This is a genomic window from Weissella cibaria, assembly GCF_004521965.1.
Lineage (GTDB): Bacteria > Bacillota > Bacilli > Lactobacillales > Lactobacillaceae > Weissella > Weissella cibaria_A.
Genome location: NZ_SDGK01000031.1, coordinates 81,316 through 98,820 on the forward strand (window position 1 = coordinate 81,316; position 17,505 = coordinate 98,820).

The 17,505-nt window shown below is 43.9% G+C and carries 19 protein-coding genes and 1 tRNA gene; 16 read left to right on the forward strand and 4 right to left on the reverse strand.

What is annotated here, in order from left to right:
* Nucleotides 1-7: 7 nt before the first annotated feature.
* Both EST42_RS04860 and EST42_RS04865 read left to right on the forward strand, forming a co-directional pair.
* A complete protein-coding gene (locus EST42_RS04860) occupies nt 8-868 on the forward strand; it encodes an aminotransferase class IV (RefSeq protein WP_134644460.1) in 861 nt (286 codons plus the stop codon).
* Nucleotides 869-955: 87 nt separating this feature from the next.
* Entirely contained in the window at nt 956-1,795 is an 840-nt protein-coding gene (locus EST42_RS04865) for a YitT family protein (RefSeq protein ID WP_134644461.1), read from the forward strand.
* Between the two features lie 46 nt (nt 1,796-1,841).
* On the opposite strand, the gene EST42_RS04870 is transcribed toward EST42_RS04865, so the two are convergent.
* Both EST42_RS04870 and EST42_RS04875 read right to left on the reverse strand, forming a co-directional pair.
* Entirely contained in the window at nt 1,842-2,873 is a 1,032-nt protein-coding gene (locus tag EST42_RS04870) for an AI-2E family transporter (RefSeq protein WP_134644462.1), read from the reverse strand.
* Nucleotides 2,874-2,945: 72 nt separating this feature from the next.
* Nucleotides 2,946-3,275, reverse strand: coding sequence for an ArsR/SmtB family transcription factor (locus tag EST42_RS04875; protein WP_134644463.1), 330 nt, complete (start codon nt 3,273-3,275; stop codon nt 2,946-2,948).
* Nucleotides 3,276-3,446: 171 nt separating this feature from the next.
* Between EST42_RS04875 and EST42_RS11045 the strand changes: the two genes are divergently transcribed.
* The 8 genes from EST42_RS11045 to EST42_RS04905 all read left to right on the forward strand — a co-directional run bounded on the left by EST42_RS11045 (nt 3,447) and on the right by EST42_RS04905 (nt 10,370).
* Complete coding sequence (locus EST42_RS11045; RefSeq protein ID WP_245150385.1) at nt 3,447-3,632, forward strand: hypothetical protein; 186 nt, start codon at nt 3,447-3,449, stop codon at nt 3,630-3,632.
* On the forward strand, nt 3,629-3,805 hold the full coding sequence (locus EST42_RS11050; protein ID WP_245150386.1) for a hypothetical protein: 177 nt from the start codon (nt 3,629-3,631) through the stop codon (nt 3,803-3,805). Before EST42_RS11045 ends, EST42_RS11050 begins: the two co-directional genes overlap by 4 nt.
* 57 nt (nt 3,806-3,862) lie before the next feature.
* On the forward strand, nt 3,863-4,093 hold the full coding sequence (locus EST42_RS11055; RefSeq protein ID WP_245150387.1) for a hypothetical protein: 231 nt from the start codon (nt 3,863-3,865) through the stop codon (nt 4,091-4,093).
* A gap of 82 nt (nt 4,094-4,175) precedes the next feature.
* Nucleotides 4,176-4,913 carry an FAD-dependent oxidoreductase gene (locus tag EST42_RS11060; RefSeq protein ID WP_245150388.1) on the forward strand — a complete coding sequence of 246 codons (738 nt, stop codon included), beginning with the start codon at nt 4,176-4,178 and terminating at the stop codon, nt 4,911-4,913.
* Between the two features lie 506 nt (nt 4,914-5,419).
* Nucleotides 5,420-6,496 (forward strand): BMP family lipoprotein, encoded by a 1,077-nt coding sequence (locus tag EST42_RS04890; RefSeq protein ID WP_134644464.1) that lies wholly within the window; start codon nt 5,420-5,422, stop codon nt 6,494-6,496.
* 222 nt (nt 6,497-6,718) lie between these two features.
* Nucleotides 6,719-8,278, forward strand: a complete 1,560-nt coding sequence (locus EST42_RS04895) for an ABC transporter ATP-binding protein (RefSeq protein ID WP_134644465.1) — start codon at nt 6,719-6,721, stop codon at nt 8,276-8,278.
* Nucleotides 8,275-9,411: an ABC transporter permease gene (locus EST42_RS04900; protein ID WP_209019474.1), complete on the forward strand. Its 1,137-nt coding sequence runs from the start codon at nt 8,275-8,277 to the stop codon at nt 9,409-9,411. The genes EST42_RS04895 and EST42_RS04900 overlap by 4 nt, the downstream gene beginning before the upstream one ends.
* Nucleotides 9,412-9,413: 2 nt before the next feature.
* On the forward strand, nt 9,414-10,370 hold the full coding sequence (locus EST42_RS04905; protein ID WP_134644467.1) for an ABC transporter permease: 957 nt from the start codon (nt 9,414-9,416) through the stop codon (nt 10,368-10,370).
* A gap of 60 nt (nt 10,371-10,430) precedes the next feature.
* Here the strand turns inward: EST42_RS04905 and EST42_RS04910 are convergent, their stop codons facing one another.
* Nucleotides 10,431-11,795 carry a UDP-N-acetylmuramoyl-tripeptide--D-alanyl-D-alanine ligase gene (locus EST42_RS04910; protein ID WP_134644468.1) on the reverse strand — a complete coding sequence of 455 codons (1,365 nt, stop codon included), beginning with the start codon at nt 11,793-11,795 and terminating at the stop codon, nt 10,431-10,433.
* Between the two features lie 152 nt (nt 11,796-11,947).
* Here EST42_RS04910 and mreB point away from each other — a divergent pair, with 152 nt between their 5' ends.
* The 4 genes from mreB to proC all read left to right on the forward strand — a co-directional run bounded on the left by mreB (nt 11,948) and on the right by proC (nt 15,285).
* Nucleotides 11,948-12,937 (forward strand): rod shape-determining protein, encoded by a 990-nt coding sequence (gene mreB, locus EST42_RS04915; protein WP_134644469.1) that lies wholly within the window; start codon nt 11,948-11,950, stop codon nt 12,935-12,937.
* A gap of 2 nt (nt 12,938-12,939) precedes the next feature.
* Nucleotides 12,940-13,149 carry a DUF2969 domain-containing protein gene (locus EST42_RS04920; protein ID WP_010371407.1) on the forward strand — a complete coding sequence of 70 codons (210 nt, stop codon included), beginning with the start codon at nt 12,940-12,942 and terminating at the stop codon, nt 13,147-13,149.
* A 21-nt stretch (nt 13,150-13,170) separates the two neighbouring features.
* Nucleotides 13,171-14,361, forward strand: coding sequence for an FtsW/RodA/SpoVE family cell cycle protein (locus EST42_RS04925; RefSeq protein ID WP_134644470.1), 1,191 nt, complete (start codon nt 13,171-13,173; stop codon nt 14,359-14,361).
* A 132-nt stretch (nt 14,362-14,493) separates the two neighbouring features.
* Entirely contained in the window at nt 14,494-15,285 is a 792-nt protein-coding gene (gene proC, locus EST42_RS04930) for a pyrroline-5-carboxylate reductase (RefSeq protein ID WP_134644471.1), read from the forward strand.
* A gap of 94 nt (nt 15,286-15,379) precedes the next feature.
* Here proC and EST42_RS04935 read toward each other — a convergent pair whose 3' ends face one another.
* A complete protein-coding gene (locus tag EST42_RS04935; RefSeq protein ID WP_134644472.1) occupies nt 15,380-15,628 on the reverse strand; it encodes a hypothetical protein in 249 nt (82 codons plus the stop codon).
* Nucleotides 15,629-15,742: 114 nt separating this feature from the next.
* Between EST42_RS04935 and EST42_RS04940 the strand changes: the two genes are divergently transcribed.
* Nucleotides 15,743-16,492, forward strand: coding sequence for a hypothetical protein (locus EST42_RS04940; RefSeq protein ID WP_134644473.1), 750 nt, complete (start codon nt 15,743-15,745; stop codon nt 16,490-16,492).
* A gap of 76 nt (nt 16,493-16,568) precedes the next feature.
* A tRNA-Glu gene (locus EST42_RS04945) sits at nt 16,569-16,640 on the forward strand.
* Nucleotides 16,641-17,505 lie beyond the last annotated feature (865 nt).

Consider the following 17,505-nt stretch of genomic DNA (forward strand, 5'->3'; position numbering starts at 1 on the left):
GGATAGTATGGAAACTGTAGCTTACTATAACGGTCAGATATCGGAAATTGATGACATGATGATTCCGATAACTGACCGTGGGTTTACGTTTGGTGATGGTGTTTACGATGCAACAATGGCGCGCAATCAAAAGATTTTTGCGTTGGGCGAGCATTTAGAGCGTTTTTGGCGCAGTATGGCGGCAGTGATGATAACGCCTAACTTTACGCGTGAAGAGTTAACCAATCTCTTGAATGATTTGCTTACCAACATGACAGGGGAGGCCTACATGATTTATTGGCAGGTAACCCGAGGAACCGGACGACGTAGCCATAATTTTCCACTAGATGCGACGCCAAATTTGGCGGTGATGATAACGCCTATGTCGTTAGACCGGGACAAACAAGAACGTCCATACCGTTTACGGACCGAATTGGATATTCGATCAGGGTTGACGCATGTGAAGACGATTAACTTACTACCAAATGTGCTGGCAGCGCAGCGGGCGATACAAGAATCAGTGGATGAAACTGTTTTTTACCGAATGACTGAGAACGGTGACACCCGAGTGACTGAAGGTTCTAAAACGAATGTCCATATGATTAAGGCGGGTAAACTAGTTACAGCGCCAACGGATAAGTTGATTTTACCAGGGATTGCGCGGCAACATTTATTGCAGGCTGCGCGTTCATTGGGGATGCCGGTTGAAGAACGCGCCTTCACAGTGGCGGAATTAAAAACGGCTGACGAGGTGTTCATCACGAGTTCAACAATGATGGCTGGTCGAGTTGTCGCTATTGATGGTGAATCAGTTGGGCAACGGGATGAAGCGCATTTTCTGCCACTTCGAACGAAATTGGTGGATGAATGGTATGCCGAAACGGAATGAATTAACACAAGTGTCATACATGAAATAGCGTTAAATGGTATGCTAGAAAGGTAACAGATATACATTTCCAACCCAAAGGAGACCCACATGCCGAGAAGACTGAGTCAACAGGGCTGGTTTCGAGTGGTTATGCTTGTGATTGCGCTCGAAATTATTGCACTATCTATTAACTTTTTCTATGCCCCGATTAACGTTGCCGCTGGTGGCGCAACTGGGGTCGCCATTTTGCTGGATGCTGCGTTTGGTATTAACCGTGCGCTGACGGTGTTAATCATTAATATTGTCATGATTATTTTAGCTGCTATTTTCTTAGACAAAAGTACAGTCCGCAATATTGCGTTTGGCAGCTTTTTATTACCGGTATTAATGTACATTACACCTAGTCATCGGCTTGTTGAAGATGCAGTACTGGCGGTTGTTATTGGTGGCGCTGTTTTTGCATCGGGCATCGCCATTTTATACCGGCTTGAAGCGTCAAGTGGTGGTACAACAGTACCGCCGATGATTTTGAAAAAGTATTTTAAAATTAATTCCGCTTTGTCATTGTTAGCCATTGATATGGTGGTGACCTTGTTTAATTTGTTGGTTTCAGGCACCAATGCGTTCTTTTTGGCTGCCTTTTCATTAGTCATTACGTCGATTGTGATGCGTTATATTGAAACCGGGCTTGATTTAAAGCACCAGGTAACGATCATGAGTAATGAACGTTTGGCTGACATTCAAACGATGTTGCTACAAGAAGATCAGAGTTTAACCGTTTTTGATGTGCGTGGTGGCTACACTGATAACAACAAAGAAATGCTCATGGTTATGGTAGATAACGCAAATTACGGGCGTATGTTACGCCGCGTTCATGATATTGACCAGAATGCATTTATTGTGACGACCAATGTACACGAGGTTCATGGTGGTACGTTTGGTATTTAATCATAAATAATCAAAAAGCAGCGCAAATTGGTGCGCTGCTTTTTGATTATTCAGATTTTGCACTACGGGTAATGTTAGCATCTTGCACACCAAGGATGCTTAAGATAAAGGCGACGATTGGGACGCCAATAATCAAGCCCCAGGCGCCAAGCAGATGCTCCATCACGATGATTGTTGCAAATGTGAAGAACACTGGTAACTCTGTTCGGCTAGCCATCAAACGTGGGTGTAAGAAATAAGATTCAAACATGTGAATAACAGCGATTAGAATCCATACTTCAATCATGCCGACCCAGCCCAGAGCTGCGAAAGCCATAACACTGAGCGGTAGTAGTGAGATAATTACACCGGCAATTGGAATTAAGCCTAGGATGAAAATCATCAACCCCATTACCAAGACACTCGGCACGCCCAGAATACTCAAACTGATCATCATTAAGATTGTGTTGATGAAGGCGATTAGTAATTGGACCTCGATGACGCTACCTAAAATGAGAACGAACGTGCTACCAAGTTCATAGACATTCTTGAAAAACTTAGGGTAGGTGGAGTGGAGAAATTGTGATCCAAAGACGCGTAGGCGTTGCCAAGTCAATGCCAGCACGAAGCTTAAGAAAATCGACAGGATGATTTGTGTGAATACTGTCGCGACAGTGCTGATAGTATCCCAACCGCTAGCCAAAAGGGATTTCCAATTTTTTGAAAATTCACTCAGTAGGTCTAACTTTTGATAGGTCTCATTGAAGTACTGTTTAATGACCGGATACTCTTTGATGAGCTTGTTGACCTCGTTGGGGATGACGGCAAATTGGTCGATCAAAGCTGGTACGATGTAGACAAATGCCATCACAACCACGAAGATACTCAATAGGTAAACGATTAACACTGAGAATCCGTAGGGGATTTTAGTCCATCGTTGGACGTTATTAGCACCTTTGACAGCGAGATAGCCGAGTATGACGGTTAGTAGCAAGATGCTGATAAGGTCATGGACAATAAACAATAAGAGCACGATAAAGGCCAGGGCGATATACTGCTGGACATCATTGCGCAAAATAAACGCTTTGACTTCTTTCATTGTTACTTCCTTTTTGTGGTTTCTACTATTATAGTCACAAATCACAAAAAAAGCGCAACCCATGGTTACGCTTTAAATGTCATTATGATTGCGGTGAAGGCGCACGTGATTAGCGTGATCAAGCAAATCTTGGAGCAATTCCATCATGTGTGGGTCAGTTAAAGCGTATGTGATGGTGCGACCTTCTCGAGTGGCAGAAATCATCTGATACTCACGTAAAGCTGATAATTGGTGTGACACCCGGGATTGTTCGGCATGCAAGGCAGTCATGATTTCAGTGACAGTAGCAGCACCGTTTTCCTGCAATAGGCAAAGAATTTTCAGACGCAAATCATTGGCGAGGAGTTTGGCAATTTTGAGAGCCTCTTGCTCTTTTAAAAATATTTCTTGTGATAATTCCATACTTTATAGTTTACCGCATCCGTTTGTGAAAATGCACGAATTAAAAGTAAGTGAAAGAAGCCATTATGGTGGTTTTTGTTAAATAAACCCGCTGTACTACCTTATAGTATGTTGAATTATAGTGAGATGAGGATTGTTTGAGTTATAGATGGCAATAACGAAAAGATTGGTTTGCTGGAGCACTTGCGCCAGCTGAATGATACGCTTATCCAATTGTTAGCACGGCGCCGACGGCTACGTGCTGAACGTCGTGTTCGTTTGGGCCAACTCAAGAATACGGCGACGTTTATTCTCTCATTCGTGTTGACGGCGCTTGCAGCTGTTTTGGCTTGCCATTCTTGGCAATCGATAAGATGATAGCCTATGTTGTGGGAACTGCGGTAGCGTTCTTTACGACGTTGTACTTATTGATTTATTACTCAATTTTGAATCGTGATCGTTTTTCACGACAGGAGTGGGTCAAAAAGCGGTTGCAACCGGTTGATACGAAAATTTCACGCATGGATACAAAAATTCGGTTATTATTATAAGCGTCATTTTTTGGACGCACGCACACTGTCTTATCGGCCGTCAATGCGTTCCGTCAAATGAACGAAACAGATGAAGTTGTCATCTTAGAAAAGAATTTAAGCGAACGACCATTTATTTCGGCGGGGATCAAGTTGGTGTTGAATGAACACGTGACAAGTGTTGAACAAGTAAATTTTGAGCATTTTGAGGGTCAACCCAATACAACATATCGCTCAGGCGCTTTAGTTGAACGAGTTGATGCCACAGACAAGAAAATTTATGCCCGCACCATCATTTGTGGGGGCTGATCTGGACCGGGCTGTCTTCGTGAAAAATGAGCAAGATGCTGTGGATATCAATAAGTTTTCCAAGGGCTTCCGCAAGTGAGTCTTGGTTTACGGTGGTGGACCAGTTTCAACTGAATTGGCGGCTGCTTTGGTGCATTCAGGTATCTATGTCACATTTGTGACGCGCTATTTTGACCAAGCAATTCAAGAGGACTTGGAAAAGACGCTGACCGATAACAAAGTTGTCTGGCGTAAGGACCAAGAAGTTGTTTCAGTTGATAATCAAGGGAAGAAGATTGAAGTTAATTTTAACAATGGCACGTCAGAAGTGTTCGACTTCATGGCCATTGCGGCGGGGTTGCAGCCTGACACGATGCTGTTTGCTGGTCAGGTTGATATGCGTGAAAACGGTGCGATTGTGGTCGACGACACTATGAAGTCATCAAACCTTGATATTTACGCTATTGGTGATTCGGCAGCTGGCTTGGACGTTAAGATCCAACCAATCTTGCGTACGATTGGACTCTCGATTTTTGATCGCTTCGTCTATAAGACAGGATTGACCGTTGAAGAAGCGAAGGAGCGTATCGGTGATCACATCGAACGTCTCGATATTCACACGCCCGCCACAATTCATACGTTGGGTGAACAAACGGACATTATGGCATCATTGATTTATGACTATGAGTCAGGCATCGTGTATGGTGCGCAAATTTCAACGAATGCTCCAGCAGCAGCTGAGGTGATTACCACATTGTCACACGCAGTTTCTTCAGGACTAACGGTTACAGAATTAGCATTCCTGGACACGTACTTCGAATCAGAAATCAATTTGCCATAATCAGTAGCAAACCGATTGGGTGAGATAGGTGTTATTGCTGAAGCTAAGCGTGCGGCTGGTAAAGCTATCGATCGTAACACCGTTGATGGTGACGATAACTTGAATGGGTTTCAGTAAAGTGAACTTTAAATAGAATTGACGATAAAAAGCTATCTCGCGTTGCGTTTACGTGAGATAGCTTTTTTGTCATTAAACTGTAAAGAAGAAATTGTGACGAAAATAAGCCATTTAACCAATGGATAATTTAAAAGTAAAACGTTTTTACTAAAAACGTTTTATTTATTTCAGACGTTATTGTTCGCTTATTGGAGCTACAATAGGTCTGAAATATAGTAAAACGTTTAACCTTTTAGAGTATAAACGAACGAAATTCACACTCCATTCATTGTTTTTATTAAAAGAACCTTATATACTAATCACAGCAAGTTAGGTTAACAGTTAAACGTTCTGTTAACCAAACGGTTAAACTAGAACCATACAGTTTGTTACTTTGGAGGATACGAGAAATGGTTTCACGTCGTAATTTGATTATTGGTGGTGTCGTTGTTGTTGCTGTGGGTATTGGGGCCGCAGTCGCCGGAAACAACGGATCAGATTCAAACAAGAAGAATTTCTCAGTAGCGATGGTTACTGACGTTGGTGGTGTCGACGATAAGTCATTTAACGAGTCGGCTTGGAATGGTGTGAAAGCTTGGGGAAAGTCACACGATTTGAAGAAGGGCACAAATGGTTATGACTACTTTGCTTCAAAGACAAATGCTGATTTTGCAACGAACTTCCAACAAGGTGTATCAGCAAAGTACAGCATGTTGATTGGTGTGGGTTACGCTACGAATGATGCGTTGGTTGCATCAGCTAAGCAAAACCCAAAGACTGACTACGTGTTGGTCGACGATGTGGCATCAAAGCAATATAAGAACATCGCTTCATTAACGTTTAAGCAACAAGAGGCGTCATACTTAGCTGGTGTTGCTGCAGCAACGAAAGCTAAGGAGTTGGGTGACAGCAAGGTTGGGTTCATCGGTGGAATGAATTCAGCAGTCATTCAATCATTTGAGGCAGGTTACATCGCCGGTGTAAAGTCAGTTGACCCAAATATGAAGGTTGATGCCCAATTTGCGGAGTCATTTACTGATACGGCGAAGGCTAAGACAATCGCCAGCGCTATTTACACGTCAGGTGCGCACGTTATCTTCCAAGCTGCTGGTCCTGCAGGTAACGCGGTATTTACAGCTGCCAAGGACATCAATACGGGTTTGAATGCTGGTTCAAAAGACAAGGCTTGGGTCATTGGTGTTGATATGGATCAAAACGACCAAGGAAACTACAAAACAAAGGATGGCAAGAGCGACAACTTCACGTTGACGTCAGCAATTAAGAAAATTGCTAGCTCGATCGAAAAGGTTGCTAACCAATCAATGGATGGTAAGTTCCCTGGTGGTAAGACAACGACTTACGGTTTGAAGGATGGTGGTGTTGCAATCACAAAGAAGAACTTGAATGCTGAAGAGAAGTCTGCAGTTGAGAAGGCTGAAAAGGCAATTGAGTCTGGCGATGTGACTGTGCCAAGCACGATGAAGTAAAACGTTTAAAAAACGAACTTAAAACAGGGCATTTAATTGAATGTCCTGTTTTTGTGTATTGGAAAATTCTAGTTAATCGATTTCTGTATTACAACCATGTTAATAGACGAATAATAACGATTGCATAGACTAGAAAATTTAGTAAAAAGTAGGTAACATATACCTATTACGTCATAGTCTTGATGAAGATGTGACGAGAAAAATGTCTGGGAGAAATGTGCTATGGCAGATCAGCCAATCGTGCTAGAAATGCGCGACATTGTGAAGCAATTTGGTGAATTCCGTGCGAACGACCATATTAATTTGCAAGTGAAGCGAGGCCAAATTCATGCCTTGTTAGGAGAAAACGGAGCTGGAAAATCAACGCTGATGAATCAATTGTCAGGTTTGCTACAACCGACTGCCGGCGATATTTTGATTAATGGTCAAAAGGTTATTGTTGATAGCCCTTCGAAAGCCGCTGAATTAGGAATCGGAATGGTGCACCAACACTTTATGTTGATTGATGCATTTACAGTTACAGAAAACATTATTTTGGGATCAGAACCCGTTAATGGGCTGAAGTTAAATACGAAAGCTGCCGCGACTGAAATTAAAAAGTTATCTGAACAATATGGGCTGGATGTTGATCCGAACGCCTTGGCAGGGGACATTTCGGTCGGTATGCAACAACGTGTAGAAATTTTGAAGACGTTGTACCGTGGCGCTGATATGTTGATTTTTGATGAGCCAACAGCCGTGTTGACGCCACAAGAAATTGATGAGTTGATGACAATTTTGAAGGGCTTGGCCGCTGAAGGTAAGTCAGTCATTTTGATTACGCACAAGCTTGATGAAATCAAGGCGGTGGCTGACCAAGTGACGGTTATCCGTCGGGGAAAGTCAATTGACTCATTCCCTGTTGCTGGTGTGTCGTCACAAGAACTGGCTGATATCATGGTTGGCCGCTCAGTATCACTCTTCTCAACTGAAAAGGAGCCTGCTCACCCAACTGACACGATTTTGTCCGTGTTGGATTTGACGGTTAAGGACGCTCGTGGTGTTGAAGTTGTGAAAAACTTGAGTTTGGATTTCCGAGCTGGTGAAGTTGTGGGTATCGCTGGTATTGATGGTAACGGACAATCAGAATTTATTTCTGCTTTGACCGGGCTGATGCCATCAGTGTCAGGTAAGGTGACACTTAAGGGTAAAGATATTACCAACAAAAAGCCTCGCCAAATCACTGAAAGTGGTGTCGGTCACATTCCAGAAGACCGTCACCGTTTTGGGTTGGAATTGGATATGACATTGGCTGAGAACATTGCCCTACAAACGTATTACAAGGCACCGATGTCGAAGGCGGGTGTGTTGGATTACGACAAAATCAACGCCCACGCGCGTGAGTTGATTGAAAAGTTTGATGTTCGTACGGTGAACGAATTAGTGCCGGCTAGTGCTTTGTCTGGTGGCAACCAACAAAAGGCAATTATCGCGCGTGAGTTAGATCGCGATGCTGACTTCGTAATCGCGGCTCAGCCAACACGTGGTTTGGACGTTGGCGCAATTGAATATATTCACCAGCAACTCATTAATCAACGTGATGCTGGTAAAGCTGTCATGTTGGTTAGTTTTGAATTGGACGAAATTTTGAATGTCGCTGACCGCATCGCCGTTATTTCACATGGTGAGATTACAGGTGTCGTTGACGCAAATGAAACGTCAAAGAATGAGCTTGGTTTGTTGATGGCAGGAATGTCATTGGCTGAAGCGCGTGCGCAATTAGCGGGGGGAGTAGACTGGTGAATAAAATTAATTCATACGGTACAGGTCTCGTTGCAGGCCTGGCTGTATTCTTTGGTTTGATGGTCGGTGCGATCATCATGTTGGTCTCTGGTTTTAATCCAGTGACTGGTTATGTGAGCTTGGTGCAATCAGCGCTCGGGTCATCATTGAATATAGGTGAAGTGTTGCGATCAATGACACCCCTGATTCTAACGGCGGCCGGTTTCTTGGTTGCACAATCAGCTGGTTTCTTCAACATCGGACTTGCTGGTCAAGTTTGGGTTGGTTGGATTGCATCAACGTGGTTTGTGTTGGTTAACCAATCAATAACACCATGGCTGTCAATTCCGTTGGCAGTTATCATCGGGGCACTTGCTGGTGCTTTGATGGGTGCCTTACCAGGTTGGCTGCGAGCTCAGTTTGGTGCATCAGAAGTTATTACAACAATCATGTTGAATTACATTGCCTTATATGGTGGAAATGCCTTTGTGCAAGGGTTACCTAAGAAGTTAATGACGACAACTGATATGACGGTTACGTTGCCAACGGAAGATTCGCTACGTTGGGATTTGCTTGCGAACTTAACGGGTGGGTCTCGTTTGAACATTGGGTTTATCATTGCGATTGTGGTGCTGGTAGCCATTTGGTTCATTATGAAGCGGACAACGCTTGGTTTTGAAATCCGTGCAGTTGGGTTGAACCCCGATGCTGCTCGTTATGCGGGTATGTCAGCAAAGCGCACGGCAGTTACAGCTATGACGATTTCTGGCTTGTTAGCCGGGTTGGCTGGTGCAACTGAAGGTTTGGGAACGTACTTGAACATCTTCTCGCAAACTGGTGCACCACAAGTTGGATACGACGGTATGGCGGTTGCCTTGTTGGCATCTGGTTCGTTCTTGGGTATCTTCTTCGCTGCCTTGTTGTTCTCTATTTTGTCTGTTGGTGGATTAGGAATGCCATTGGCTTCTGGTGTCCCAACTGAATTGGTTTCTGTTGTGACAGCGTCAATTATCTTCTTTATCGGTGCGAACTACTTGATTCGTTTGATTTTGGTTAAGATCGATGAAGATGATGCAAAGCAAAAAGCCAAGAAGTTAGCCGGCCCTCAGAAAAAGGGTCGTAAAGACAAGAAGGTAGAGAAGGGGGCGGAGTAACCATGAGTTTGGAAACGATCTTGCAATTGGTGATTTCAAGTACGTTGGTTTACTCAGCGCCTTTGATTTTCACTGCATTAGGGGGTACGTTCTCAGAACGTGCTGGAGTTGTTAACGTTGGGCTAGAAGGAACCATGATTATGGGAGCTTTCGCCGGCGTTGTCTTTAATTTAACATTTGCAAGCCAATTTGGGTCTTTGACGCCATGGCTTGGTTTGATTGCTGGTGCAGTCATTGGTCTGATTTTCTCATTGCTACATGCGGTCGCAACGGTGACTTTGCGTGCTGACCACATCGTGTCAGGTACAGTGATGAATTTGATGGCCCCAGCCTTGGGTGTTTACTTGATTAAGTTGATGTACGGTAAGGGTCAAACATCAATGATTGCAGAAAACTTTGGTTACTGGAATGTACCTGGTTTGGCAAAGATTCCATTTATCGGCACAATCTTCTTTACGAAGACTTCTGCCACAGCGTGGGTTGCGATTATCGTAGCCTTTGTAGCTTCGTGGGTATTGTTTAAGACCCGCTTTGGGTTGCGCTTGCGTTCAGTTGGTGAAAACCCACAAGCTGCAGATACGCTTGGTTTGAATGTTTATGCTTTGCGTTATACCGGTGTGCTGATTTCAGGTGTCCTTGGTGGAATTGGTGGGGCGTTGTTCGCCCAATCAATCGCGGGTAACTTTTCAGCATCAACGATTGTTGGACAAGGGTTTATGTCAATGGCGGCCATGATTTTTGGTCGCTGGAATCCAGTTGGTGCCATGGCGGCTGCGTTGTTCTTCGGCTTCTCACAATCAATGGCAATCGTCGGTGCACAATTGCCATTATTGAACCAAGTGCCAGCAGTTTACCTACAAGTTGCGCCATACGTCTTCACGGTTTTGATTTTGGTTGTCTTCTTCGCCAAGTCAAAGGCCCCAGCAGCAGACGGTGTAAACTATATTAAGTCAGTCTAATGACAATAATAAAAAGCGATGCGACATTTGAATGTCGCATCGCTTTTTATTATTATTGGATTAAATCAAGGCAGTAACCACTTCTTCAAGGTGAATGCCGTGTGACCCCTTCAGAAGGACGGCATCGTCAGCCGTTAAATCAGCTTGGAGATCAGCAATTAGAGTTGCTTTGTCAGCCTTACTATAGCGTTTAACGGTACCAGCTGGATAATTAACGCTCAGGGCATCTTCGAGGCTCGCCATGATGTCACCCACGAGGTAAACATGTTGAATCGTTGCCGGATCAAGCTTTTCAGCAAGACTAGCGTGCAAGGCTGGGCCAGCTTCACCAAGTTCGAGCATATCACCCAAAACAGCAATACGGCGGCCTGTAACAGGTGTCTCGGCAAAGAAGTGCAAGACCTCCTTGGCGGCGGTTGGATTTGAGTTGTAAACATCAGACAAAATCTTACCACCAAAATTACCAGTTAACCATTCAGTGCGGTTTTCAGTGATGGGAGCGTCTGCAAGCGCCTGTGCAATCTTGTCGTCTGAAATCCCCAACAAGATGCCGACTGAAATGGCGGCCAAGGCGTTAGAAACGTTGTAGCGACCCGTCAATGGAATGTGGTAAGACATCGCTGATTTATCCGTTTGGAAGGTGGCACCGACGGGATTCATAGCAATTGTTGACGCGTACAAATCGTTATCAGGATTAAGTCCAAAAGTTGTAGTATGCAAGAATGCGTGTTGACCAGCGCGTTCGCGGAGTAATGGCTCGTCGCCGTTGTACACGAGGACGCCGTTAGGTTGAAGGCCGGCAATGATTTCCATCTTACCGTCGGCGATGCGTTCACGAGTTTTGAAGAATTCAATGTGGGCTTCACCAATCATCGTTAAAACGGCGATGTCGGGGTGAACCATTTCAGATAGGAAGGTTAGGTCACCAGGACGATCCATACCGAATTCGATGACTAACAATTCAGTATTCGCAGGCATCGATAGGATGGTCGTTGGGACGCCAATTTCGTTATTGAAGTTGGCAGGTGTTTTGACAGTTTTGAATGTTGAAGCACCAATTGCGGCGACGAAATCTTTCGTCGTTGTTTTACCGTTTGAACCTGAAATCGCAACGACTTTTGGTTGAACTTGCTTCAAGTAGTAGACGGCTAATTGTTGGAAGGCCACGAGCGTATCGGCAACGACCAATGTTGGCACGTCGGTTGGTACATTAGGGTGGTCAGCTTGCCATAAGGTAACTGTGGCGCCATTAGTAACAGCGCTAGCAACGTAATCGTGACCATCATTTGCAGCAACGAGGGGGACGAATAAACTACCGGATTCAGCTTTACGTGAATCGAATGTGGTGCTGGTAACAGCGACATCGGCCGCGTTAATAATTTCCGCGTTGATGGCCGTTGCCATTTCTTGCAATGTCAGTTTCATAGGTAATAATGTCCTTTATTTTTTGTCACCCCCTATTTTACGCTGGAAAGCAAACTGGGGTCAATTTAAGGCGGATTTTGTTGTATACTATTAAAGATACATATTTAAGAATTAAAGCGAGTATGCGCAAGTAAAATAAGAGGTGGAAAATCATGGCCAAGGAAATCGGCGTTGATTTAGGAACGGCAAATGTCCTAATTTATGTTGAGGGTGAAGGAATCGTCCTTAACGAACCTTCTGTTGTCGCAATTGATACCAAAACAGAGAAGGTTTTGGCTGTGGGGACTGAAGCCTACCAAATGGTTGGTCGTACGCCAGGTAACATTCGCGCAGTTCGTCCGTTGAAGGATGGTGTTATTTCAGACTTCGATATGACGGAAGCGATGTTGTCATACTTTATGTCAAAGTTGAACGCAAAGGGCATCATGTCACGACCAAACATTATGGTGTGCGCCCCAACGAATATTACAGAAATTGAACGTAAGGCGATTATCGGTGCTGCCGAAAAGTCTGGTGGTAGTAAGGTCTACCTAGAGTACGAGCCAAAGGTTGCGGCGATTGGTGCTGGTTTGGATATCTTCTCACCAATTGCGTCAATGGTTATCGACATGGGTGGTGGTACGTCTGATATTGCCGTGTTGTCACTTGGTGATATCGTGGCATCTGAATCAATTCGAATTGCCGGCGATAAGATGAACGCAGACATTGCCAACATGGTTAAGCGTGACCACGGTTTGCAAATCGGTGAGCGTACATCTGAAACAATTAAGATTAAGATTGGGACGGCAACACCATTAGACGATCCAGAAGAGATGGAAGTTCGTGGACGAGATAACTTCTCAGGTATGCCACGGACAATTACGTTGAATGCTAATGAAGTTGAGGCGGCGATGCACGATGCATTGGCACAAATCGTCGATGCGGCACACCAAGTATTGGCACGCATTCAACCAGAATTAGCTTCTGACATCATCGATCGTGGTATCGTGCTAACTGGTGGTGGTGCCCTACTACGCGGGATGGACAAGTTGATTTCAGCTCACTTAGGCGTACCCGTTATGATTTCAGAAAGCCCATTGGATAATGTTGCCAAGGGTGCTGGAAAGTTGCTAGAACACATGCACGGATCACAAGGGAAGTAATTATGTCACGGAATAATAAGCCAGTTTCAGTAGAAATTAACGATATGGGAGATAACCTCTCAGAAGTAAAGATTAACAAGGTTCGTTTGGGAACGATTGATGAATCCACGACACCATTGACGGTGCGTTTTTCTGATAACCGTTCAGTAACGGCTAAGGACTTTGATGATGCAATGGAAATGTTGATTGCAGAATTCAATTTGCACCACTAATTGCAGGTTAAGAGGTAAAACATGATCAAACGCTTTTTTGCACACGAAGGTGAGGTTGATTGGTCGATCATCTTCGTTGTCATGATGCTAGCGTTGATTGGTTTGGCATCCTTATATGTGGCGGGAACACACGATACAGTTGGTGTGAACGTGACGCGAATGGTAATTATGCAGACGGCCTACTATTTTGCAGGTGTTGTAGTCGTCATGATTATTATGCGCTTTGACTCGGAACAGCTATGGCGAGTAGCACCTTACATTTTTGGATTTGGTGTTTTCTTGATGTTGGCCGTGTTGGTGTTTTATTCACGTTCGTATTATGCAAGGACTGGTGGTATGTGGTTCGCCTTTGGACCGTTAACTTTTCAACCAGCTGAATTTATGAAGCCGGCCTTCATCGTGATGTTGGCCCGCGCTATTTCGCAACACAATCTAAACAATCCAGTTCACGATTGGCGTTCAGATAAGATGTTGCTCTTAAAAATCATTGCTTGGTCGGCACCGGTTGTTGTTTTGGTGCTTGCCCAACACGACTTTGGAACCATGATGGTGTTCTTGGCAATCGTTTTTGGTATGACGCTTGTATCTGGTTTGAGTTGGAAAATCCTTGGACCAATTATGGGGGTTGCTGGGGCACTGGGAACGACAGCAATTCTGTTCGTTACCCAAACCTGGGGACGCCATATTCTGGAAAAGGTGGGATTTGAAGCTTACCAGTTTGCGCGTGTCGATGCTTGGTTGAAGCCATCTGGCGATACATCAAACAGTGCTTATCAGTTGTGGCAATCAATGAAAGCAATTGGTTCGGGTGGTTTGAGTGGTACAGGTTTCAACGTATCACACGTGGCTGTGCCAGTGCGCGAATCTGATATGATTTTCTCGGTTATTGGAGAAAACTTTGGTTTCGCAGGTAGTATCTTGTTATTGATTTTGTACTTCTTGTTGATTTACCAAATCTTCCAAGTGGTTTACGATACGTCAAATCAATTCTATGCTTATATTGCAGCTGGTGTTGTGATGATGCTACTCTTCCACATTTTCGAAAATATTGGGATGAACATTGGATTGGTACCATTGACGGGTATTCCATTGCCATTTATTTCGCAAGGTGGTTCGGCGTTAGTCGGAAATATGATTGGTATCGGCCTGGTAATGTCGATGCGCTATCATAACCGGTCATTCTCATTATCAGAACGACAAGGTTTCTCATAGAATCAATAATAAAGGTCTGGCAATTGCTAGACCTTTTTCTTTATCCGAAATTTTAAAAGTATTTTGAGCCAGTGCGAGTGATTTGGCTATGTTATGATATGAATAATAACAATGTGATAAGTGAGGTGTGAGATGTTAACAATCGGTTTTATTGGCGCTGGTAATATGGCCAAAGCGATGATGCAAGGCTGGTCAGGCAATGCAGATATTCGTCAAGTAGTTTATTCACCTAATTCCGGTGCCCAAGTGGCTGCGGAATTAGGTTTGGAAGCGAAGCAGTCGGCCTTGGATGTCTGGGCTGAATCAGATATGGTCGTGTTGGCTATGACACCTGCGCAGCTTGAAGCTGTCGCAAAAGAGTTGCAACTTGGTATTATGATGAAGCCAAGTGTGATTGTGGCATCTGTGTTGGGTGGCGTGTCATTGGCAACCTTACATGCAGCCTTTGGCGATCATGTCATGGTCGCACGTACGTTGCCAAATGTGAATGTGGCGCTGAAGTATGGCTACACAGCATTGGCATTCGATGCAGATATGGATCAAGATGTGAAGGGCGCAATCGCAGCTTTGTTCCTGGAGTTGGGTCGGACAGACGAATTGCCAGAAGAACAGTTTGGCGCTGTTAGCGCATTAGCAGGTTCGGGACCAGCCTTTGTTGCAGCATTTGCGGAAGCGATGACGCAAGCGGGGATTCAGGCAGGTATCACACCAGATACAGCCACGCGTTTGGCAGAACAAACAGTTATTGGTACGGCTCGTCACATGGGTGATTTAAAGAAGGACCCCATGACCTTGGCCCATGAAGTGATGACACCGGGTGGTTCTACAGCTGCTGGTTGGGAAGCACTTGAACAAGGCAACTTAACTGCTTTGGTGGCTGACGCCATTCAAGCAACTATGAAAAAGAATGCCGAGTTTGAATAAAATAAAAAGCGCGAGATGAACGGCGTTATATTAAGGATTCGCCTTTCGGAACACGCTTAAAAGCCGCAACTTCAGATGAGGTTGCGGCTTTGTTTTACTTGAAACGGCGCTTTAGGATGCGAGTGCCGATAATACCAGTGATTAATAGCGCTAGCGTTAAATAATTTTGCCAGGCATTATCACGAATAGTTGTGACAAACGTTAATTCATTGCCAGTTGTATGCTTATAAATCGCATTAATGATACTGGCGAGAAAACGTAATAGTGCAACAACGACTCCGATAGCCGTTAACGTTTCAAAGAATAGCAGTAGCTTCGGATGAGCTAATTGTTTAGTTGTCATATTGTTTATCCTCTTGTCTATTTCATTATACGTGAAGAACCGGTAAGTTTAAATCAAGGTGAGATTAATCCTGAACAGCTAAACTTTTAGTAACCAAATGAAGGGGGCTACCAAATGTTTGTACAACCAATTAATGCAAAGTATTGGCTTGCAGGTTTGTCAGTGGAAAAAGATGGTGTCATGTATGAGGCGAAGATAGCGTTTAAAGGTGGTGAACCGGCACGACAAGCGATTGCTGAGCATGGCAATTTGGCCGAAGTGCAAATGCAGTATTGGTTTGACTGGGTCTTTCGTGAGTTTTCAGAAAAGCGACCAATGTCGACTTTGAATCGATTTAATACAGGTGAACTGCCGATTCATGAGGTGTCGCCTCAATTTCGGACGGTCTTAGCAGCGGCAACATATGGGGAGCAGATGACTAATCAGTTATATGTTGCTGGTGAAATGCCAAATTATCATCCAGGTGCATTAGTGCAGGGGTGGGCAATTGAACAGGCGTTTGAACAACATTTGCGACCGTTGCTGGCGTTACCTGAAGTCACGGCTGTCTCATTGGAAGGTGGTGGAATGCGTCGCGTTGAGACGAAACCGGAGGATCAAGATTGGTTTTGGACGTTTGAAGTTTTTGATAAGACGGATGATGTCGACCCTTATTTAGAAGTACCGATTCATTCGGGGGCCATTGCAACGCATGAATTAATCGATGGGGTAGTGGCAGTGATGTTGCCAGATTTAACGGATGCGGCAATTTGGGTGACTGCTCTGTCACAATTTGAAGATTGTAATCAACTGTCAACAATTACAGTGCCAGGTCGGGGTGTTTTAGTTATCAATAAAACGGCACGTACATGGGGCGAAAATTAATTTTAAAAAAGGGTTGCCAAGAGATGATTATCCTGGTAATATGTATTATGTTGTTGAGGCAACGAAGCGACATAATGGCTCATTGGTCAAGCGGTTAAGACTCCGGTTTTTCACACCGGCATCCAGGGTTCGACTCCCTGATGAGCTATTCTGAAAGGCATCCAGTTTTGGATGCCTTTTTTGTATTCACAACAAACAAATCCATAGCGACAGCACGCAATCATACAGCGGTTACTTTTTCACAATGTTTTTGTTAGAATGAAAACGTATCGGCACCATACGTAAAGTACGTTTTAACACACTAAAAACAATATAGCCAAAAAAATTGGAGGGTATATGATGATTAAAGTCGTTATTGCCGTCGGAACCGGATTTTTCGGTCAGTGGATTATTCAATTGCTCTCTCCCAAAAAATTTGAAGTACATAGTCTTTCACGAAATAAATAAAAGTCGCATCCAACCGATAAAACGATTTATCATGTAGTTAATCTATTCAACTCATCGGAATTGTAGACGCTGACTGGGTGATAAGTGCGGTAGGAATCTTGCTGCCCAAGCCTATTAAAGGTATTACTTACAGAAACAGTGGTTATGAACCCGCTAGACACTTAATCAATCAACTGATCAAACAAGCAAATACTAATTTTTTATTAATTTCCGCAAATAGTGGCCTTTTTTATGAAACCCTATCTAAACGTAAAAAGAGCGGCGGAAAGACTAATGAATCATTCATTGCCGGGACGTGCGTACATTGTCTATCCGGGTATTATTTATGATAAAACGCGATTAAGTTCCTTTATCCCCGGCATACTTTTGTCGCATGTGGCAAAACTATCTTCCTTAAAAAAATTACGCCCGATCAGCAGAAAGACATTTTCACTAGAAATTCAACGAATACTAAACGGTCAGCACAGTCATTTAGAAGAAAAAATATGATTCTGACAGCGGTACTATTAAGGTTCTATTCTTTTTGGCGTTGGTGGTTAATCGCCAACGCTTTTTTGCATTTATCA